14 protein-coding genes are annotated in these 18,380 nt (G+C 60.4%); 8 read left to right on the top strand and 6 right to left on the bottom strand.

The features are described 5' to 3' along the window. Positions 1-221: 221 nt before the first annotated feature. Positions 222-1,211 carry a transglutaminase-like domain-containing protein gene (locus FGZ14_RS16465; protein WP_139925297.1) on the top strand — a complete coding sequence of 330 codons (990 nt, stop codon included), beginning with the start codon at positions 222-224 and terminating at the stop codon, positions 1,209-1,211. Between the two features lie 175 nt (positions 1,212-1,386). On the opposite strand, the gene FGZ14_RS16460 is transcribed toward FGZ14_RS16465, so the two are convergent. Beyond that, a complete protein-coding gene (locus FGZ14_RS16460; protein ID WP_139925296.1) occupies positions 1,387-3,069 on the bottom strand; it encodes a S41 family peptidase in 1,683 nt (560 codons plus the stop codon). Positions 3,070-3,492: 423 nt separating this feature from the next. Here FGZ14_RS16460 and ruvX point away from each other — a divergent pair, with 423 nt between their 5' ends. From ruvX to FGZ14_RS16430, 6 genes are all read left to right on the top strand, one after another. Then, positions 3,493-3,903 carry a Holliday junction resolvase RuvX gene (ruvX, locus tag FGZ14_RS16455; protein WP_139925295.1) on the top strand — a complete coding sequence of 137 codons (411 nt, stop codon included), beginning with the start codon at positions 3,493-3,495 and terminating at the stop codon, positions 3,901-3,903. After that, positions 3,900-4,499, top strand: a complete 600-nt coding sequence (def, locus tag FGZ14_RS16450; RefSeq protein ID WP_139925294.1) for a peptide deformylase — start codon at positions 3,900-3,902, stop codon at positions 4,497-4,499. Before ruvX ends, def begins: the two co-directional genes overlap by 4 nt. A gap of 163 nt (positions 4,500-4,662) precedes the next feature. Continuing rightward, a complete protein-coding gene (locus tag FGZ14_RS16445) occupies positions 4,663-5,403 on the top strand; it encodes a DUF4241 domain-containing protein (RefSeq protein ID WP_180754383.1) in 741 nt (246 codons plus the stop codon). A 141-nt stretch (positions 5,404-5,544) separates the two neighbouring features. Beyond that, the gene (locus tag FGZ14_RS16440; protein WP_257883253.1) at positions 5,545-6,414 is read left to right on the top strand and encodes a zinc dependent phospholipase C family protein; all 870 of its coding nucleotides are present in this window, start codon (positions 5,545-5,547) and stop codon (positions 6,412-6,414) included. 308 nt (positions 6,415-6,722) lie between these two features. Beyond that, positions 6,723-7,094, top strand: coding sequence for a DMT family protein (locus tag FGZ14_RS16435; RefSeq protein ID WP_139925292.1), 372 nt, complete (start codon positions 6,723-6,725; stop codon positions 7,092-7,094). Positions 7,095-7,287: 193 nt separating this feature from the next. Next, complete coding sequence (locus tag FGZ14_RS16430; protein WP_139925291.1) at positions 7,288-9,624, top strand: patatin-like phospholipase family protein; 2,337 nt, start codon at positions 7,288-7,290, stop codon at positions 9,622-9,624. Between the two features lie 199 nt (positions 9,625-9,823). Here the strand turns inward: FGZ14_RS16430 and pulA are convergent, their stop codons facing one another. The 3 genes from pulA to FGZ14_RS16415 all read right to left on the bottom strand — a co-directional run bounded on the left by pulA (position 9,824) and on the right by FGZ14_RS16415 (position 13,494). Next, positions 9,824-11,833 carry a type I pullulanase gene (pulA, locus tag FGZ14_RS16425; RefSeq protein WP_139925290.1) on the bottom strand — a complete coding sequence of 670 codons (2,010 nt, stop codon included), beginning with the start codon at positions 11,831-11,833 and terminating at the stop codon, positions 9,824-9,826. Positions 11,834-11,884: 51 nt separating this feature from the next. Further along, complete coding sequence (locus FGZ14_RS16420) at positions 11,885-12,499, bottom strand: TlpA disulfide reductase family protein (RefSeq protein ID WP_257883252.1); 615 nt, start codon at positions 12,497-12,499, stop codon at positions 11,885-11,887. Positions 12,500-12,564: 65 nt separating this feature from the next. Continuing rightward, entirely contained in the window at positions 12,565-13,494 is a 930-nt protein-coding gene (locus tag FGZ14_RS16415) for a LysR substrate-binding domain-containing protein (RefSeq protein WP_139925289.1), read from the bottom strand. Between the two features lie 139 nt (positions 13,495-13,633). On the opposite strand from FGZ14_RS16415, the gene FGZ14_RS16410 reads away from it, so the two are divergent. Then, entirely contained in the window at positions 13,634-15,151 is a 1,518-nt protein-coding gene (locus tag FGZ14_RS16410; protein WP_139925288.1) for a catalase, read from the top strand. 127 nt (positions 15,152-15,278) lie between these two features. On the opposite strand, the gene FGZ14_RS16405 is transcribed toward FGZ14_RS16410, so the two are convergent. Beyond that, a complete protein-coding gene (locus tag FGZ14_RS16405) occupies positions 15,279-16,754 on the bottom strand; it encodes a pitrilysin family protein (protein WP_139925287.1) in 1,476 nt (491 codons plus the stop codon). An 11-nt stretch (positions 16,755-16,765) separates the two neighbouring features. Beyond that, positions 16,766-18,208 carry a pitrilysin family protein gene (locus FGZ14_RS16400; RefSeq protein WP_139925286.1) on the bottom strand — a complete coding sequence of 481 codons (1,443 nt, stop codon included), beginning with the start codon at positions 18,206-18,208 and terminating at the stop codon, positions 16,766-16,768. Between the last annotated feature and the right edge of the window lie 172 nt (positions 18,209-18,380).

The raw sequence follows: 18,380 nt of genomic DNA, 5'->3' as shown, positions 1-18,380 counted from the left end.
TGAATGCCGTAGCGTGAAGGTACTAAGTTTGGCGGGCGTGTGTTTCTTCGGTTCGGGCCATTCCGGGAGAAAGTCGGCAATGCGGCGGCCTCTGGCAAGTAACCCGTATTTCCGGCTCCCGGCGGCCTTTCCCAGAGCCTGAGTGAACCCGAACAACTTTCCGCATTGTTTCTTTGTACTTTGATTGCCAGCCCCAAAGGTGGCGGCGGCTCACTCTGGCTATGCTCTCATTTCTGTTCCCTTCCTTGCTGGCTTTGCTTACCATAGCTCAGCCTTCCGCCCCGGACCCCACCCCGCGCAGCCGCACCTTCACCTTCGATTATGCGGCTACCATTCCGGCCCAGCCGGCCGGCACCAAGGCGGTAGATGTGTGGCTACCCGTTCCGCACGATGATAAGTCGCAGCAAATCCGCGACTTGAAGGTAACATCACCAGTACCCTACGACATTCAGACGGGCGCGTACGGCAACCGCATCCTGCACCTGCGGGCTACGGGTGCGGCCCTGCAGGGCTTTACCGTAGATATGCAGCTGCAGGCCACCCGGCGCGAACATCTGGCCCTGGCCCTGAGCGGGCAGCGCCCGCCCCGGGAAGCCCCCGATCCTAACCTGAAGCGCTGGCTAGCCGCCGACAGCCTCGTGCCCCTCGATCCGCAAATCCGGCTGTGGGCCCTGGAGGTAGCCAACAAGGCCAAGGCCAAAACCGACCTGGAGAAAGCGCGGGCGGTGTATGAGCACGTTGTGAGCACCGTGAAGTACGACAAGACGGGCCAGGGCTGGGGCCGCGGCGACATCTACTACGCCTGCGACGCCCGCCGCGGCAACTGCACCGATTTTCACGCCGTGTTTATCGGTTACTGCCGGGCCCTGGGCATTCCGGCCCGCTTCAGCATTGGCTTTCCCCTACCTCCTGAGCGTGGCGCCGCCGAAATAAAAGGATACCACTGCTGGGCTGAGTTTTATACCCCGGAAACCGGCTGGGTGCCCGTTGATGCCTCCGAAGCCGCTAAAAACCCCGCCCGCCGCAACTACTTCTTCGGGGCTCACGACGAAAACCGCCTGGAGTTCACCCGCGGCCGTGACCTAGTGCTCGTTCCCCGCCAAAACAACCCGGCCCTGAACTACTTTATCTACCCCTACGCCGAAGCCGACGGCAAACCCCTCACCGACATCAAGCAGGAGTTTCGGGTACAGGATATTGCGAAGAAGTAGGTCTGGTTTGCCTGTCGCACAGAGGCCAGCTCGCGTAAGGGCCATCTGCGCTGCTTGCATCATCCTACCCTTTTTCTAAATCAAAAGGCAGCCAGTACAAGCATATCGTACTGGCTGCCTTTTTTATAGCATTCTGTAATAGAAGCCCAAACCTATCAGGTGGTGCAGATGCAGGCTACTTGCCCAACAGGCCTAGCATAGCGGTAGTACCCGGCTCCTGAATAGCTCGCAGCGCCTGCTGCATTTCCACGTCTTCCTGGTTTAGCACCTGGTAGTAAGCCGATTTGCCGTAGGCGCTGCGGGCAATCAGTGCCTTGAGCTGATTGCGGAGCAGGGATGCACTGCGCCGCATATCCGCGGCATTCGGCTGCACCCCGTCGCGGGCGGCTTTGGCGGCCAGCTGCTGCAGTTGCACGTCGCTGATCCGGAAGGATTGATTGAAGTGCTCGAAGCGCAGTCCGTCCAGCTCGGCCTTGTGCTCCTGATAGTACGTGAGGGCGTATTCGCGCACCAGATTCAGGCTTTGCAAGCGGGTATAGTAGGCTGAGTGGGCTGTCGTATCACGCGGTACGAACAGATCGGGCATGATGCCTCCGCCCCCGTACACGGTGCGGCCATGGGCCGTGCGGTAGCGCAAAGAATCCGCGAAGTGAATGCTATCGGCGTGAAAAAACTCGCCGTGGCGCTGCCGGTTCTGCAGTTCCTGCTCATACTGGGCCAGGCCACCGCGGTACGACTTCTGAATGCTACGGCCCGAGGGCGTGTAGTAACGCGCGATAGTCAGGCGCAGCTCCGAACCGTCGTTGAGGGCAATGGGCTGCTGCACCAAGCCTTTCCCGAAGGTGCGGCGCCCTACCAGCAGGGCCCGGTCATGGTCCTGCAGCGCACCGGCCAGCACTTCGGCCGCCGAAGCACTGCCTTCATCCACCAGCACAACCAGGGAGCCTTCCTCAAAGTCGCCAGCTACCCGCGAAAAAGTCTGGGTGTCGTACTGGTCGCCCTTGCCGTCGGTATAAACAATCTTTTTGGTGCCCCCAATGAACTCGTCGGCCATTTTGGTGGCCCGGTCGAGGTAGCCGCCGGGGTTGCCACGCAAATCCAGCACAAGGCGCGAGAGGCCTTGCCGGCGCAAATCGCCCAGAGCCGACTTAAACTCATCGTAGGTACCACTGGCAAAGCGGCTTACCTTGATATAGCCCGTCTGGTTGTCCACCATGTAGGCCACCTCCACCGATGTATTGGGAATACGGTTGCGGGTTACCTGCACGTTGAGGGGGCGGGGCTGGCCGCGGCGCAAAATCTGGAGCAGCACGGCGCTGCCGCGGGGGCCGCGTAGCTTGCCAAACATTTGCTCGGTGGTGGTACGCACGCCCGAAACGCGCTGCCCGTTCACGGCGAGAATCCGGTCGCCGGGCTGCAGGCCGGCCCGCTCGGCAGGTCCGTCGCTGAGCGGAGCCACTACCGTTACGGTGTCGCGGAACAGATTGAACTCAACCCCGATGCCGTCGTAGTCGCTCTGCAGAAACGAGGAAGCCTGCTGCTGCTGCTTGGCCGGAATAAACACGGAGTGCGGATCAAGGCGCTCCAGCATGCGGCTAATAGCGTAATCCGACAGCTCCTCTGCATTCACAGAGTCCACGTAGTCGCGGTCCACGTAGCTGAGGATTTCTTTGAACTTTAGATAGCCGCGGGCCGTGAGGTCGGGGTTCTGATCCGAAGGCCGAAAGGGGTTAGCGCCCAGCAACACGCCGCAGGCTAAGGCCAGGGCGAGGAACAACGGCTGACATACCTGCCAGCGGGAATTTCGCGGGGCAGGCTCCGACGCGGTAAGCGGCGAGTCGTTCGGCTCGGTGTTCATAAAGCGTTGAAAGAGTAGAAGTTCAGGCGATACGCAACAGAAGTCAATACGGACAGGTCTTCAAAACTATTGAAACTATTCCAAGAATACCACCCCTTACATAGGGGGATAGGCATTTTCAAATAACAATGCAATTTTTTATAAATTAAACGCTAGCCAATTCATTTTAACCGCTCTATTTAAGGTCACGGAATTACCTGATGATGAACATACTGCAAAGGTTATTTTATGATTTTAGAAAGACGAAGCCCTCTGGCTCAAGCCGTCGGTTTCCCCGGCCAACGTACGCCTTAGCCATATTACCGGATTGCACAGTTCAGCTCCGGGGGCGTCACCTTTCCGGGCGGGTATCGTATCTTTGAGGCGCGGCCGGGCTAACCAGCTGAATGGTTGCCGCTTGTCATTCTACTTTTTGTTTTTGCGATGGGCCGGATTCTTGCCATCGACTACGGGCACAAGCGCGTGGGGCTGGCCGTTACGGACCCGCTTCAGCTCATTGCTACCCCCCTCGAAACGGTGCACAGCCAGGACTTGCTGGCCTATCTGAAAGCCTACCACCTGCGCGAGCCGCTGGCGGCGCTGGTAATTGGCATGCCCAAAAACCTCAATAACGAGGCTACCGACTCCACGCCGGCCGTGGTGGGGGTAGTGCGGCGCCTGCGCAAGGAGTTTCCGGGGGTGCCGGTGCACGAAGTAGATGAGCGGTTTACCTCCCGCATGGCCCACGCCGCTATGCTGGCCGGAGGCCTAAGCAAAAAGGACCGCCGCGACAAAGCCACCGTAGATAAGGTGTCGGCCACCATCATTCTGCAATCTTTCCTTGAATCCCGATGATTTACCCCATTGTTGCCTTCGGCGACCCGGTGCTGAAAACGCCGGCCAAAGACATTCCGGCTGACTTCCCGGCCGCGGAGCTGAAACAGATCATTGCCGACATGTACGACACCATGTACCACGCCCACGGCGTAGGGTTGGCGGCGCCCCAGGTCGGCAAAAGCATACGCCTGTTCGTTATCGACTCGGAACCTATGCTGGACGAGGACGAGGAGGGCAACCCTATTGTGGAAGAGCCCACGGCGGCCCCGGTAAAGCGCGCTTTCATCAACCCCCGCATGGTGAGCGAAACCGGCGAGGAGTGGGGCTTTGAGGAAGGCTGCCTGAGCATTCCGGGTATTCGGGAGAAAGTGGTGCGCCACTCCACCATTGTGTTGCGCTACGAGGACGAAGAGCGTCAGCAGCACGAGGAAACCTTCTCGGGCATGACAGCCCGCGTTATTCAGCACGAATACGACCACCTGGAGGGCATCCTGTTCACGGATTATGCCTCGGGTCTGAAAAAGCAGCTGCTAAAGGGCAAGCTGGCCCGCATCAGTAAAGGCGACGTGTCGGCCGACTATCGTATGCGCTTCGTGGGCCAGGGCCGGCGGTAAACCCGAAAAGGGAGTTAGCTAAGCACAGGTGGCAGGGTGATGCTCGGGACAACCGGGCATTATGCTGCCACCTGTTTGTATAGTAGCCTGAGTAAGCTGATTACCTGGCTCTGCCTTATCATATTGCATGGTGTTTATTTCTACTCTACTTCGATTATTGGGAGTGGCAGCGCTACTGAGTGGGTGCAGTACCCCCACAGCCTCTACTTCGCCGGTTGCTACGGGCTATGTGCTCTCACCGGGTCGGGCAACGGTCAGCCGGCAACCCTATGCGGTGCAGGCCGAGCCCGCCCTTTTTGAAACCAGCTTTTTTCCTGACACCCAAATAAGCCAAGACAGCCTGCAGTTCACGCTGCACGCTCGTTTTCTGGGCAACCTGCCGGTGCCATCGGGACGGATAGTAGCCGCCGATCCGGTTTCGCTACATTCGCAAACTCAGCCGTTTACGACCCTCTTTCCCCGGGGGCGGTTTCCGGTCGAGCTGGCTATGGCCCGCTTCAACGGCGACGAGCGGGTAGCATTTGCTCGCATTCTGTTCTCAGAGGCACCTGTAGTGAGTTGGGAGCCAGCCTTGTTACCCGGTCAAAAGCCGTTGCCGCTCCGCAGTGAAGAGTATTACGGCTACCCGGTTGATGCGGGTATGGCCTTGTTTATGGACGCGGCCAACGTGGAGCCCCTGAACCGGTATCTGGCCGACCGGGCAGCCTCAGACAATCTGATGGTTACCAGTTTCCGGCTTGACACGGAGTCGCCGAGCCCTGGTTTCCTGTATGCCATGCCGCCCGATACGGTAGCGGCCTTCTCGACGGGTTTCGGGGACGGTAGCTACGCCACTTACGTGGGCCTGGACGCCCAGCGCCGACCCTGCCGGCTGCTAACCGATTTTCAGGTTATTTCCTGGTAACGCGCTTATTTTCAACTTATTTATCATCCTCTTGTGCGACGCTTATTCTTATTCAGTATAACGGGAGTGCTTGTGTTAGCCTCTACCGGCACGGCACAGGCCTGGGGCTTTTTCAGTCACCGATTGATCAACCGGCTGGCCGTGTTTACGCTTCCACCCGAAATGATTGGCTTCTACAAGGCCAACATCGACTACCTGACTGATAACGCCACCCGACCCGACTCGCGGCGCACGGTAGTACCCGGCGAGGCCCCGCGCCACTTCCTGGATGTGGACGTGTACGGCGACTCGGCCCTCTACAAGCTGCCCCGCTCCTACCCCGATGCAGTGGCCCAACTCGGCGAAGACTCTTTGCTGCGGCACGGCATTGTGCCCTGGCAGGTAGCCCGCATGAAGGGCCAGCTGACGGCCGCGTTTCAGGCCCACGATACCGACCGGATTCTGCACCTCTCGGCCGATATGGGTCACTATATTGCCGATGCCTGCGTGCCCCTGCACACCACCCACAACTACAACGGGCAACTAACGGGGCAGCGCGGTATTCATGCCCTCTGGGAAAGCCGCCTGCCCGAACTGCTCAGCTCCGGCTACGACTTCTTTACCGGCCCCGCGCCCTACCTCGACCGCCCGACCCAAACCATCTGGGGTGCTGTGGGCCGCTCGTACGCGGCCGTCGATTCGGTGCTGGGGTTTGAGCGGGAACTGAGCCGGAAGATGCCCGAGGACCGCAAGTACGGCTTCGAGCAGCGCGGCAACCTAACGGTGCGCACCTATTCCCGCGACTTCGCCCGCGAGTACCATCAGCGCCTGAACGGACAGGTAGAGCGGCAAATGCGGCTGGCGTTGCGCCTCGTAGGTGCCTTCTGGTACACAGCCTGGGTGGATGCCGGTCAGCCCGACCTCAACGCTCTGCCCCGCACGCCCTCCGAGAAGGAGCAACAGCGCCTGGCCCTCGAAGCCAAGCAGGCCGAGCAGGCACTCCCTACTCCCATCGCCGGCCACGAAGACTAAGTGGTGAAATAGTGAGATGGTGAGCGGTTCTGACAGTTCTGAGGGGTAGCCCCAGCGGGGCGGCATGTCGGCAGAAGTCCGCGGGCCATGCCGTATAAAGGTCCCAGCGAGGCTATACCGGCCGTTGAACGGCCGGTATAGCCTCGCTGGGCTTGTTTTGTAATCAGGCTATCTTTCTACCAACATGCCGCCCTTACCAGAGTTTGGACGTTTTAAGGGGGTAGGGCCTGCTACCGATAGGCCAGCCTACCGGGCCGCCTGCCCGTCAGCATCGCGGGAACGGCAAACTCACTATTTCACCACTTCACATGAAGAGCCTCAGTACCATTGTTCTGCTTCTGATTTCTAACCTATTCATGACGTTTGCCTGGTACGGGCATCTGCAGTTCAAGAAAATCAGCTGGCTGCATGGGTTGGGGCTGGTGGGCGTGATTCTGATTAGCTGGGGGCTGGCGTTTTTCGAGTACGTGTTTCAGGTGCCGGCCAACCGCATTGGGTTCGAGGAGAATGGGGGGCCGTTCAATCTGTTTCAGCTAAAGGTGATTCAGGAGGTTATTTCGCTTACGGTGTTCACGCTCTGCGCCGTGTTCATCTTCAAAACCGATAAGCTGGCCTGGAACCACCTGGTGGGCTTCGGGCTGCTGGTAGCCGCGGTGTACGTCATCTTTAAGAAGTGGTAGCCTATTATCCCTACCCCCGGCCGTGGCCTGAACCCTTGGAGTAGCGTTGAGCTTGCCCGAAAAACCCGGCAGGCGCGGCGCCAGAGTAAAAGGCCACCGAATTAGCTCGGCAGCCGACAACCTGCCTTTCGCGTATGCGTAGGAAACGCGCCCCGCTGCCGGGGCTTTTCACGTTTTCTACCTCGCTGGTTTTATGCCAAAAAGATACTGTATGCTGGCCCTGCTGCTGTGGCTGCTGGGCTCCTCTTCTGCTGTTTACGCCCAAAAAGTAGGCCTGGTGCTTAGTGGGGGCGGGGCCAAGGGCCTGGCCCACGTAGGCGTGCTGAAAGTGCTGGAAAAGAACCGCATCCCCATCGACTACATCGTGGGCACGAGCATGGGCGCCATTGTGGGGGGCATGTACGCGGCCGGCTACTCGCCCCATGAAATTGAGGAAATTGTGCTCAAGCCGGAGTTTCAGAACTGGGTGGCCAACCGCCCGCTGGAGGGCAAGGTGTTCAATTTCTACGATGCCGACCCTTCTCCGGCGGCCCTGCACCTGGGCCTGTCTATCGACTCGGCGTTCCGCACCCGCGTGACCCCGCGCATCATCAACGATGCCACCCTGAACTATGTGCTGGCGACCATGCTAGCCCCGGCCGGCGCCATTGCTAATTATAACTTCGACAACCTGTTTGTGCCTTACCGGGCCGTGGCCTCCGAGGTGTTCACGCGCCAGAAGGTAATTCAGCGCAGCGGCTCCCTCTCCGATGCCGTACGCAACTCTATGGCCTTCCCACTGGCCTTCCGCCCCATCCGGCAGGAAGACGGCCGCTACCTGTTTGATGGGGCCGTAGTGGATAACTTTCCGACCGGCGTTATCAAGGACGAGTTTAAGCCCGATATAATTATTGGGGTGAACGTGGGCGACGTGGCCTACCGCAAATACCCCAAGGAAAAAGATGACCAGCTACTGACCAGCACCCTGATATTCCTTGGCTCGAATGGGGCCGATACGCTGTCGGTGGGCCCGAATGGCATCTTCATTCAGCCCGACCTGACCGACTACACCGCCGCCGACTTCGGGCGGGTGCGCCGCCTGGTGGCCCTGGGCGAAAATGCCGCCGAAGACAAGCTGGATCTGATGCTCCGGCGCATTCCGCGCCGCGAAGACACCCTGGCCCTGCAGCAGCGCCGCCGGGCGTTTCAGGAGCGCGCGCCCCGGCCCGATTTCACCAGCGTAACGGTGCAGGGCCTGCCCCGGCAGCAGCAGGAGTTCGTGCGGCGCTTTTTCCAGCGCACCGGCTCTACCTACACCCCCAGCGACATTGAGGAAGGCTATTTCCGCCTCGTCAGCAACGACTTTTTCACCAACGTGTACCCGCGGGTGCGCTACTCCGAGCAGCAGAAGGGCTACGGCCTCAGCATTGATGCCCGCCAGGCCAATAACCTTACCGCCGATTTGGGTGTGCTGCTGTCCTCGCGCTCCATGAGTAACTTTTACCTGGGCGGGGCCTACCGTTACCTAAGCCGCTACCTCTACACAGTGCGGGCCAACGCCACAATAGGCCGGTTTTACAACGCCGTGCAGGGCTCATTCCGGGTAAGCGTGCCGGGCCAGATTCCGCTGTATTTCGAGCCGATTATCACCTTCAACAACCTCAACTACCAGGACACGGGCGGGCTGCTGGGCCAGAATGCCGAAACCAGCCAGCTAGTGCAGCGCGACCTGAAAACGGGCATCAACATCGGCATCAGCCCTAACTACCGCAGCCGCTACATTCTGGACATTGGGGCCTTTACCAACCGCGACCGGTTTGCCAATACCAGCGAGGTCAGCAGCAGCGACGAGCTGGACCTGAACCGCTTCCAGGGCCTCACGGCTGGCATCCGCTTCGAGCGCAACTCCCTGGACCGCCGCCAGTACGCCACTAAAGGCCGCCGGGTAGAGTTTGCCTTCCGGGGCATTACGGGCCAGGAAAAATACGACCCAGGCACTACCTCCAACGGCGTGGAAGGCCGGACCAAAAACCAGCGCTGGGTGCGCGCCTCGCTGTTCTCGGAGCAGTATTTCTCTCTGAGCAAGACCGACTCCGTAGGGGCCAAAACCAATGCCTGGGGCTACCTAGTAGATGCCGTGGCCAGCACCCAGGGCGCCTTTGCTACCTACCGCTCCTCCCTCACTACCTCGGCAGCCTTCCTACCCCTGCCTGACTCCCGAACCCTATTTCTGGACAATTACCGGGGCACGGCCTATGCCGGCGTGGGCCTGCGCTACGTGAAGGGCATTTTTCGGGGGGTAGAGTGGCGGGCCGAAGCCTTCACCCACGTGCTGGTGCGCCCCTGGCGCCCCGCCTACGACAACCCCGTACTGGTGCGCCGCTCCAATAGCGTAACCCGCCCCTACCTCACCCTTATGACCGGCCTGGTGTACCAGACCCCCGTCGGGCCTCTCTCCGTGCAGGCCATCCACTACGACGACAAAAACCACCGTTTCGGTGTCTTTGCCCACATCGGCTACGTGCTGTTCCGCGAACGGTCGTTGGAGTAGGTGGTGAAATAGTGAGATGGTGAGTGGTCCTAGCAAGGGCACCGACGCCATCGTTCCTCTCTTCTGCCCGAACCCAATAAACAGACAAGCCCTTACTTCCAGCACGGAGGTAAGGGCTTATCACGTTTCAAGGGGGTAGCACGGTGTTCAGGATGGATGGCTTCGTCCTTTGTCCTCGCCATGACCACTCACCGGTTCACTATTTCACCACTAATACCAGGGCGGAGGAGGCGGGGACTTCTACGGTCATGGTTTCGCCGGTGCCTTCCAGCTGCCGGAGGCCTGCGGGGTTGATTTGGTCTTCGGCCAGAACCACGGAGTAGCGGGCGGCCGGAATGGGCTGGCGGGCGGGCTGGCGGTTGCCATTAAACAAGACCACAATCGTCTGCCAGGCGTCGCCGCCGGCGTGGTCTTTCAGGCGGTAGCCGATGGTAGTGCCCGGCAGGTAGGGCAGAAACTCCAGGTGCTGCTGCACCAGCTCCTGGGTGGGCAGGCGGAAGGCCGGGTGGGCCCGGCGCATGGCTATCAGCTGGCGGTAAAACTCATACACGCGGGCGTACTGGGTCTTGCGGCTCCAGTCAATCTGATTGATGGCGTCGGGCTCGTTGAAGGAGTTGTGGGAGCCGCCTTTGGTCCGCAGAAACTCGTCGCCGATGGGTAGAAACGGGATGCCCTGGGAGGTAAACACGATGGTATTGCTGAGCAGATCCATCTTTATTCGGTCAGATTCGGGGGCGGCGGGGTTGGAGGCCAGGAGCTTGTCCCAAAGCACCTGGTCGTCATGGCAGGCCACGTAGTTGATGGTTTGCAGGGGCGAGGCCGCCCAGGGCGCCTGGGAGTAGTTCACCTTGGCGTAGTCGAGCTGAGGGTGCTGCACCGCGCCCACAATCCCGAATTTGACGCTTTCTTCCAGCCCCGGCTGCCCGCTGGCAAACCCCGGCTCGGTGCGGCGGGCGAAATGGCCTTTCACGCCGTCGCGCAGCTCATCACTGAAGGCAGCCACGCGGTCCAGCTTTGCTACGTTGGCCTTAAGGGCCCGTTCCGCTTCCGGCAACGGGCTGGCTCCGGCGGCCCAGCCCTCACCGTACACCAGAATGCTGTGGTCAATCTGGTCGAGGGCCACGCGCACGGCCCGCATGGTACGCAGGTCCAGCACGCCCATCAAGTCAAACCGGAACCCATCGGCGTGGTACTCGCGGGCCCAGTACGCCACCGATTCCACGATGAGCTTGCGCACCATGGGCCGCTCGGAGGCTACCTCGTTGCCGCAGGCCGAAGCATTGGAGTAGCCTCCGTCGGGAGTGTGGCGGTAGTAGTAGCCGGGCACCAGCTGCTCGAAGGAGCTGCGGCCAGCCTCGGCGGTGTGGTTGTACACCACATCGAGCACCAGGCGCAAGCCTTGCCGGTGCAGGCTTTGTACCAGTTGCTTCAGCTCCCGAATGCGGGCCGCCGGGTCGGTGGGGTCGGTGGCGAAGGAGCCTTCGGGCGCGGAGTAGTGCAGCGGGTCGTAGCCCCAGTTGTAGCGGTTTTCCGCCAGCCGACTTTCATCAATGGAGGCAAAGTCGTTGGTGGGCAGCAGGTGCAGGTGGGTGATGCCCAGCTCCGCGAGGTGGTCGAGGCCGGTTTTGACGCCCTCGGGGCCGCGGGTACCGGCTTCGGCCACGCCCAAAAACTTGCCTTTGTGCCGCACGCCCGACTGCGGGTGCATGGTCAGGTCGCGGATCTGGGCTTCGCCAATAACGATGTCAGAAGCCTGCCGGACACGGGGGCGCAGGTCATCCTCCCACTGGCTGGGACTGATGGTAGCCGGATCGAGCAGTGCCCCACGCTGCCCGTTCAGACCCACGGCGTGCACGTAGGGGTCGGGCACTTCGGCCATCTGCTTGCCCTTGATGGTGGCCTGTACCACGTAGAACCGGCCGGCTGGCTGGGCCGGCAGCGTGTACACCCAGGTACCGCCCCCCGATTTCTGCATAGCGTACTCGGCTACCGGGGTGCCGCCCGTGCCTTCGGCGTAGAGCTTGAGCTGCAGCTTCTCGGCCGTGGGCGCCCACACCCGCAGGCGGGCCTGCCCATTGGCAAACGTCAGGCCCAGATCGGGGCCGTTGTAGGTGGGGTAAGCCGCGTAGGGGTCCGTAACGCGGGCCGTACGACAGGTAGTGAGGAAGGCCAGGGTAAGCACGAGCGTAAGCAGGGCGGGGAGCTTCATAGGCCCCTAAGTTCGGGGTTTCGGGCCGGAACAGGAAGCCGCGGCGGCCACTCAGAGCCGGGCCGGGCCAGCCAGATTTTCCAGGGCGGCCTTGAACTCCGGCGTGTCGTAGTCGGCCATGCCTTCGTGGCGGGCGGCAATCTTCCCATCGGGCCCCACAATCACGGTAGTCGGAATGGCCTCGGAGTCGAACGCGGGGGGTAGGGCCCCAGCAGGGAAGTAGGCCGGGAACGTGTAGCCTTTGCGTGCCATCAGCCGCCGCGCCTTCTCGGGGTTCTGGTCCAGGGAAATCATCACGAAGGCTACCTTCTGCTTATCCACCTGGTTGTAAAGCTTCTGCAAGCTGGGCATTTCGGCCACGCAGGGAGGGCACCAGCTGGCCCACAGGTTCACCAATACTACTTTGCCCCGCAGGTCGCGGAGGTTGGCCGGCTTGCCATCCAGGGTGAGCAGGGGCAGGTTGTGGGGGTAGGCGCCGCCCGTAGGCTGAACCGGGGTTGGGGCCGGAGCAGGGGGTAGGGTGGGCCGCCACAAGCCCGTCGCCAGCAAGGCCCGCTGCATGCCGCCCAGCACCGGCGTGCGAAGGTCGGTGCTCAGGATGATGAGAAAGGCCACTACCCCACCCCATTGGGCAATAGTGCCCCACTTCGGCTTTGAAAACTGCATGATTGGTTTTTGAATGACTATGGAAAGATATAGCGGCATCATGAACGATGCGTGTAGCCCAACGCTTAGCGCCACCGAATCTTTTGTTTAGCCTGGCCGGCCCGCAGCCGCTCGGGCACCTTGCGCAGAATAAGCTCGCGCAAGGTTTCCAGCAGGGGTAGGCGCACGAAACCGTGGTGCACTACCAGGCTAATTTCCCGGACTGGCTCGGGGGCCTCGAAGCGCTTCACCATGGGATTATCCAGCTCCGGCAGCACCGACAACTCCGGCACCAGTGTGTAGCCGTGGTTGTGGCGCACGAGCTCCTTGAGTGTTTCAATGGAGCCGCTTTCGTAGGTAAAGGGCCGGCTGGTGGCGGCCGGCGCGGGGGCGCAAATGTTGAGCACCTGATGGCGGAAGCAGTGTCCCTGCTGCAAGAGCCACAACCCCGGCGCGCCCATGTCCTGGGGGCTGATGGTAGCCTGACTGTACAGCTCATGGCTTTCTGAGATGTAGCCCAGAAAAGGCTCCTCCAGCACCGGCACTTCGCGCAGCTGCCGGTCGTCGAGGGGCGTGACGAGCAGGCCCACATCCAGCTGATTGTCCTTGAGCTGCTGAATTATCTGGGCTGATTGGAGTTCCTGGACTTGTACGCGCAGCAGAGGGTAGCGCTCCACCAGATCTACCAGAAACAGCGGCACTAAGTAGGGCGCCAGGGTCGGGATGATACCCAAGCGCAGTTCGCCCACTAGCTCGCCTTTCTCTACCTGCACCACCTCCCGCAGTTGCCTCACCTCCCGCAACACCTGCCGGGCCTGCTGCACCACTTTCTCCCCTACGGCTGTGGGCTGCACTCCCTTAGTTGTGCGGTCGAAAAGTAGTACGCCCAACTCCTCCTCCAGCTTCTGCAGCTGCATGCTCAGGGTGGGCTGAGTGACGTGGCACTTCTCGGCGGCCAGCACGAACTGCCGGTGAGTATCGAGTGCCACTAGGTATTCCAATTGCTGCAGATTCATGTCGCAAATATAGATAGCATCTATACTGTTATAAAAACAATCGATTTTACTTATAAACCAGTAAGCTCAACCTTTGTGCAACCCAAACGGCCATAAGCCGCGGGTCCTTCGCTGACACTCCCTATTCTCTACTTCTCCCATGGAAGAATCAACCCAACCCCGGAAGCTAACTACTGCCGCCGGTCGCCCCATTTTCGACAACCAGAACTCCCTGTCGGCGGGTCCTCGTGGGCCGCTCCTGCTCCAGGATTATTTCCTGCAGGAAAAGCTGGCCCACTTCAACCGGGAGCGAATTCCGGAGCGGGTAGTGCACGCCAAAGGCTCGGGTGCTTACGGTACGTTCACCGTCACCCACGACATAACTAGCCTCAGCCGCGCCCAGATTTTCAGCCGGGTGGGCAACCAGTGCCGCATCTTCCTGCGCTTTAGCACGGTAGGCGGTGAGAAAGGCTCGGCCGATACGGAGCGCGACCCCCGCGGCTTCGCCCTGAAGTTTTACACTGAGGGTGGCAACTGGGACGTGGTAGGCAACAACACGCCGGTGTTCTTTGTGAAAGACCCGGTGAAGTTCCCCGACTTCATTCACACCCAGAAGCGCGAGGCGCGTTCCAACCTGAAGTCGGCTACGATGATGTGGGACTTCTGGAGCCTGAACCCCGAGAGCTTGCACCAGGTAACCATCCTGATGTCGGACCGCGGCACGCCCTACGGCTACCGCCACATGCACGGCTACGGCTCGCACACCTTCTCCCTGATTAACGCTGACAATGAGCGTACTTGGGTGAAGTTTCACTTCCGCACCGAGCAGGGCGTGAAGAACTTCACGAGCGAAGACGCCGCCCAGATGAAGGCTCAAGACGCCGACTTCGCCCAGCATGACCTGGTAGATGCCATTGACAACGGCAATTTCCCCCGCTGGAAGATGTTCATCCAGACCATGACCCAGGAGCAGGCCAAAACCTTCCGCTGGAACCCCTTCGACCTGACCAAGGTGTGGCCCCAGGGCGAGTTTCCGCTGCAGGAAGTAGGTGTGCTGGAGCTGAACGAGGTACCCGTGAATTACCACGCCCACGTAGAGCAAGCCGCCTTTGTCCCTGCCCACGTAGTAGATGGTATTGGCTACTCGCCCGACAAAATGCTGCAGGGCCGCATCCTGAGCTACCCCGATGCCCAGCGCTACCGCTTGGGAGCCAACTACGAGCACCTGCCCGTAAATGCCTGCCCCTACGGCTTCAGCAACTACCAGCGCGACGGCCAGATGGCCCTCGGCGACAACGGCGGCCCCGGCCCGAACTACTTCCCCAACTCCTTCGATGGCCCGGTGGAAGACAAGACCGTAGGTGAGCCCGACCAGGAGCTGGATGGCCTGTTCGCGGACCGTTTTGACCGCAATGTAGGCCCCGGGGACGACGACCACTATACCCAGCCCGGCAACCTGTTCCGCCTGCTGGATGCCCAGGCTCAGCGCAACCTCATCGAGAACATCGTGGGCTCCATGAGCGGCGTTGAAGGCTCGAAAAAAGACCTCATTATCCAGCGTCAGCTTTGCCACTGGTTCCGCGCCGATATCCGCCTAGGTATGGCCATTGCCAAAGGCTTGGGCGTGGACGTGGAAATGCCAACCCAACACCCCCAGCCTGCTGCCGCAGCTGTATAAATACACCCGACCTCGCACACCTATTGCAACAAACAGCCGCCCCGGCTTCCGGGGCGGCTGTTTTCATTTAGAGCTTCTGGTTAGGACTAGTTCCCCTCTTCAGATGAGGAGAGGAATTAGCCTTAGTTTACAACGCCTTCTTCCGGCTATCCTTAAACTTCTTGATCTGGGGGTCGATAATTTTTTTGTCGCCGACTACTACGATGGTCATGGCTTCGGGGCGGACGTACTTGCGGGCGGTTTCCGAGACTTGCTGGGGCGTAACGGCGTTGATGTTCCTGACCTGCTCGGTGAGGTAGGAATCGGGGAGGTCGTGCAGGTCCAGGTTGTTGAGCTGGCTGATGATGCCGCCGGGAGTGGAGTTGCGCAGCACAAACAAACCCGACTCGTAGTTCTGGATGCCTTTCAGCTCTTCGGCCGTGGGTGGGGTTTTCTGTAGGCGCTCAATCTCATACATGATTTCCTTGAGCGAGTTACCCGTTTCCTGGGTGGTCACATCGGCGTTCTGAGTCCAGTTGCCGGCGCGGTAGTGCGTTTCGATGTTGCTGTAGGGCGAGTACGTGTAGCCCTTATCTTCCCGGATGTTGCGCGTGATGCGTGAGCCGAAGGAGCCACCCAGCAGGGAGTTCATCACGCGCAGGCGCACGTAGTCGAGGTGCGAGGGGTCCACTACGGGCATGCCAATCATGAGGGTTGATTGGGGGGCGCTGGGCCGGTCCAGGGTCAGGATATCAGGCCGAATCTGGGCTTTAGCAATTTCAATGCGGGGGACCGGACCCTTGGCCCACTCGCTCCAGCTTTTGGTAATGGCCTGGCGCAGGGCATCCTTATCGAACTTACCGGCCACGTACACGCTGGTGCGCTGGGCGCCGTACTGATTCTGGTAGAAGGCTTTCACCTGCTCCAGGGTCAGGGCATCAATGGCCGCGTCGGTGGGTAGGGGCCGGCCGTAGGGGTGGTTGCCGTACAGCGAGGCCACGAACTTCTGGCGGGCCTGCATGCTGGGCTGGGCCCGGGCCAAGTTCATTTGCCGCTTAAAATCGGTTTTGATGCGGGGTAGCTCGCTGGCAGGCAAAGCCGGGTGCTGCACCACATCGGCCAGCAGGGTAGCCAGCTCCGGCGCATACTCCGAGAGGCAGGAAGCCCACAGCATGGTCTGGTCTTGGCCTACCGAGATGTTGAGAGAGCCACCCATACGGGCCACCTTATCGGCCAGTTGGGTAGCGTTAAGGGTAGCAGTGCCCTCATTCATTAGCTTACCCAGCAAGTCGGCAATGCCTACCTGGTCGGGAGCCTCGTGTACGTTGCCCGCCTGAATGGCCACCATCATCGTCACTTTGGGCACCTGGCCGTAGGGCACCAGCTTAGCCGAGAGGCCATTCGGCAGCTCGAACTCTTCTTTGGCGGGTAGGGCGAAGTCGCGGGGCGTGCCGCCGGGGGGCGGGGTTTCCTTGGGGGTAGCAGGAGCAGCCGGAGCAGCGGCCGGTTTAGCCGTTGTAGTAGCTTTGCTGGCTGGCTTGGGGGTAGGCTTGGTTTGGGCCTGGACTGCTGAAGCAGTCAGGAAGAGGGCTGCGCTGAGCAACCCGAGGTAGGAAGTTTTCATACGGTATCGGGTTAGCTTTTTGCCAGCGGGTTTACAATGAGAATAGTGCGATTAGTAGGCCGCAGGTACTCCTGAATGGTGCGCTGCATCACATCGGGCGTGATTTTGCGGAACTCGCCTTCCAGCTTATTGATGCGCGAGGGGTCGTTATCGAACAACGCAAAGGACGCCAGCATGTCGGCGCGGCCGAAGTTGTCGGAGCCGGAAAGCTGGTCGTAGAGGTTGGAGCGCAGCTTTACCACGGCCAGATCCAGGGTAGCTTGATCGATGCCTCCTTTGGCTAAGCGGTTGATTTCCTGATCCAGCACGCTCACCACGGAGTCTGATTTCACGGTTTGGTCGTAGGTCAGGTTGCCCATCCAGAGCATGGGGCCGGCGTAGTTGAAGGCATTGCCGAGGTAGTTGATGCCCCCGCTCACGTCATCGGTGAGGCCGCGCTTCTGCACCATGGCCTGGTAGAGGCGCGAGTCTTTGCCCTGCAGCAGAATCTGGTCGAGCAGGATGAGGGCGTAGTACTCGGGCGTATTACGGTCGGGCATGTGGTAGGCGAAGGCCAGGGCTGGCTTGGTCGCCAGCTTGTCGTCCTTGGTGAAGCGCTGCTCCTTTTCCTGACGGGGCTCCGTAAGGTCTGGCTTGGGCGGCTGGGTAGCGGCCGGAATGTTGCCGAAGTATTTCTCGACCCACGCTTTGGCCTGCGCCGGCTCGAAGTCGCCGACTACTGCCAGGGCGGCATTGTTGGGGGCGTAGTAGGTCTTGAAGAAAGCCTGCGCATCCTCCAGGGTAGCGGCGTCAAGGTCCTTCAGGTCGCCGTAGAAGTTGTGGGCGTTGTTCCAGTTTTTGTTGGCGTACTGGGGCATGTCCAGCCACGGAAAGCCGCCGTAGGGCTGGTTGAGCACGTTCACGCGCACCTCGTTTTTCACTACCCCCTGCTGATTGGTGAGGTTGGCCTGGTTGATGGCGAGGCCGCGCATCCGGTCGGCTTCGGCCCAGAGCATAGTTTCCAGCTTGTGCGAGGGCACTACCTCGAAATAGTTGGTGAAGTCGAAGCGGGTAGAGCCGTTCAGGATACCGCCGTTTTTCTGAATCAGTTGAATGAACTCCATCTTGCCCAGGTTCTGGGAGCCCTGAAACATAAGGTGCTCAAACAGGTGGGCAAACCCGGTGCGGTTGCGGGGCTCGTTGCGGAAGCCGATGTTGTAATAGGCTGCTACGGTAGCTGTGGGCGCCGTGTGGTCGGGCGAAAGTACCACCTTCAGGCCGTTGGGCAGAGTGTAGTACTCCACCGGAATCTGAAACGAGGCCACGGCCGGCTGGGCCGGGGCGGCTTCGGCGGTGGGTGGGGGGGTAGGGCTGGTGGTGGTAACCGATGCGGTTTTGGGGCTGCAGGCGCTCAGGGCCAGCAGCAGGGCCGCGCTCAAGCCCAGCGCGCGACTTACCGGAGGTAGTGGCTTCATAGTCAGAAGATAGGAAAGCATGGGTCCGAAATGGCCCTCAACCTACACATTCTGCTGCAAAGAATTAATCCTACTCTATATAAGAAAAGCAAATTATCAACGAACCGGTCTAACCTGAGCACTTACGCCCGGTTTCGGTCAATAAATGCTCGCCCGCGCTGGTAGCCGCCAA

Source organism: Hymenobacter sp. DG01, from assembly GCF_006352025.1.
Classification (GTDB): domain Bacteria; phylum Bacteroidota; class Bacteroidia; order Cytophagales; family Hymenobacteraceae; genus Hymenobacter.
This window is presented reverse-complemented; position numbering and strand designations above follow the sequence as displayed.

Excerpts from the sequence above, each read along its gene's own strand:
- FGZ14_RS16465 (WP_139925297.1), top strand. The coding sequence starts at position 222 with ATGCTCTCATTTCTGTTCCCTTCCTTGCTGGCTTTGCTTACCATAGCT.
- FGZ14_RS16460 (WP_139925296.1), bottom strand. The coding sequence starts at position 3,069 with ATGAACACCGAGCCGAACGACTCGCCGCTTACCGCGTCGGAGCCTGCC.
- ruvX (WP_139925295.1), top strand. The coding sequence starts at position 3,493 with ATGGGCCGGATTCTTGCCATCGACTACGGGCACAAGCGCGTGGGGCTG.
- def (WP_139925294.1), top strand. The coding sequence starts at position 3,900 with ATGATTTACCCCATTGTTGCCTTCGGCGACCCGGTGCTGAAAACGCCG.
- FGZ14_RS16435 (WP_139925292.1), top strand. The coding sequence starts at position 6,723 with ATGAAGAGCCTCAGTACCATTGTTCTGCTTCTGATTTCTAACCTATTC.
- FGZ14_RS16430 (WP_139925291.1), top strand. The coding sequence starts at position 7,288 with ATGCCAAAAAGATACTGTATGCTGGCCCTGCTGCTGTGGCTGCTGGGC.
- pulA (WP_139925290.1), bottom strand. The coding sequence starts at position 11,833 with ATGAAGCTCCCCGCCCTGCTTACGCTCGTGCTTACCCTGGCCTTCCTC.
- FGZ14_RS16420 (WP_257883252.1), bottom strand. The coding sequence starts at position 12,499 with ATGCAGTTTTCAAAGCCGAAGTGGGGCACTATTGCCCAATGGGGTGGG.
- FGZ14_RS16415 (WP_139925289.1), bottom strand. The coding sequence starts at position 13,494 with ATGAATCTGCAGCAATTGGAATACCTAGTGGCACTCGATACTCACCGG.
- FGZ14_RS16410 (WP_139925288.1), top strand. The coding sequence starts at position 13,634 with ATGGAAGAATCAACCCAACCCCGGAAGCTAACTACTGCCGCCGGTCGC.
- FGZ14_RS16405 (WP_139925287.1), bottom strand. The coding sequence starts at position 16,754 with ATGAAAACTTCCTACCTCGGGTTGCTCAGCGCAGCCCTCTTCCTGACT.
- FGZ14_RS16400 (WP_139925286.1), bottom strand. The coding sequence starts at position 18,208 with ATGAAGCCACTACCTCCGGTAAGTCGCGCGCTGGGCTTGAGCGCGGCC.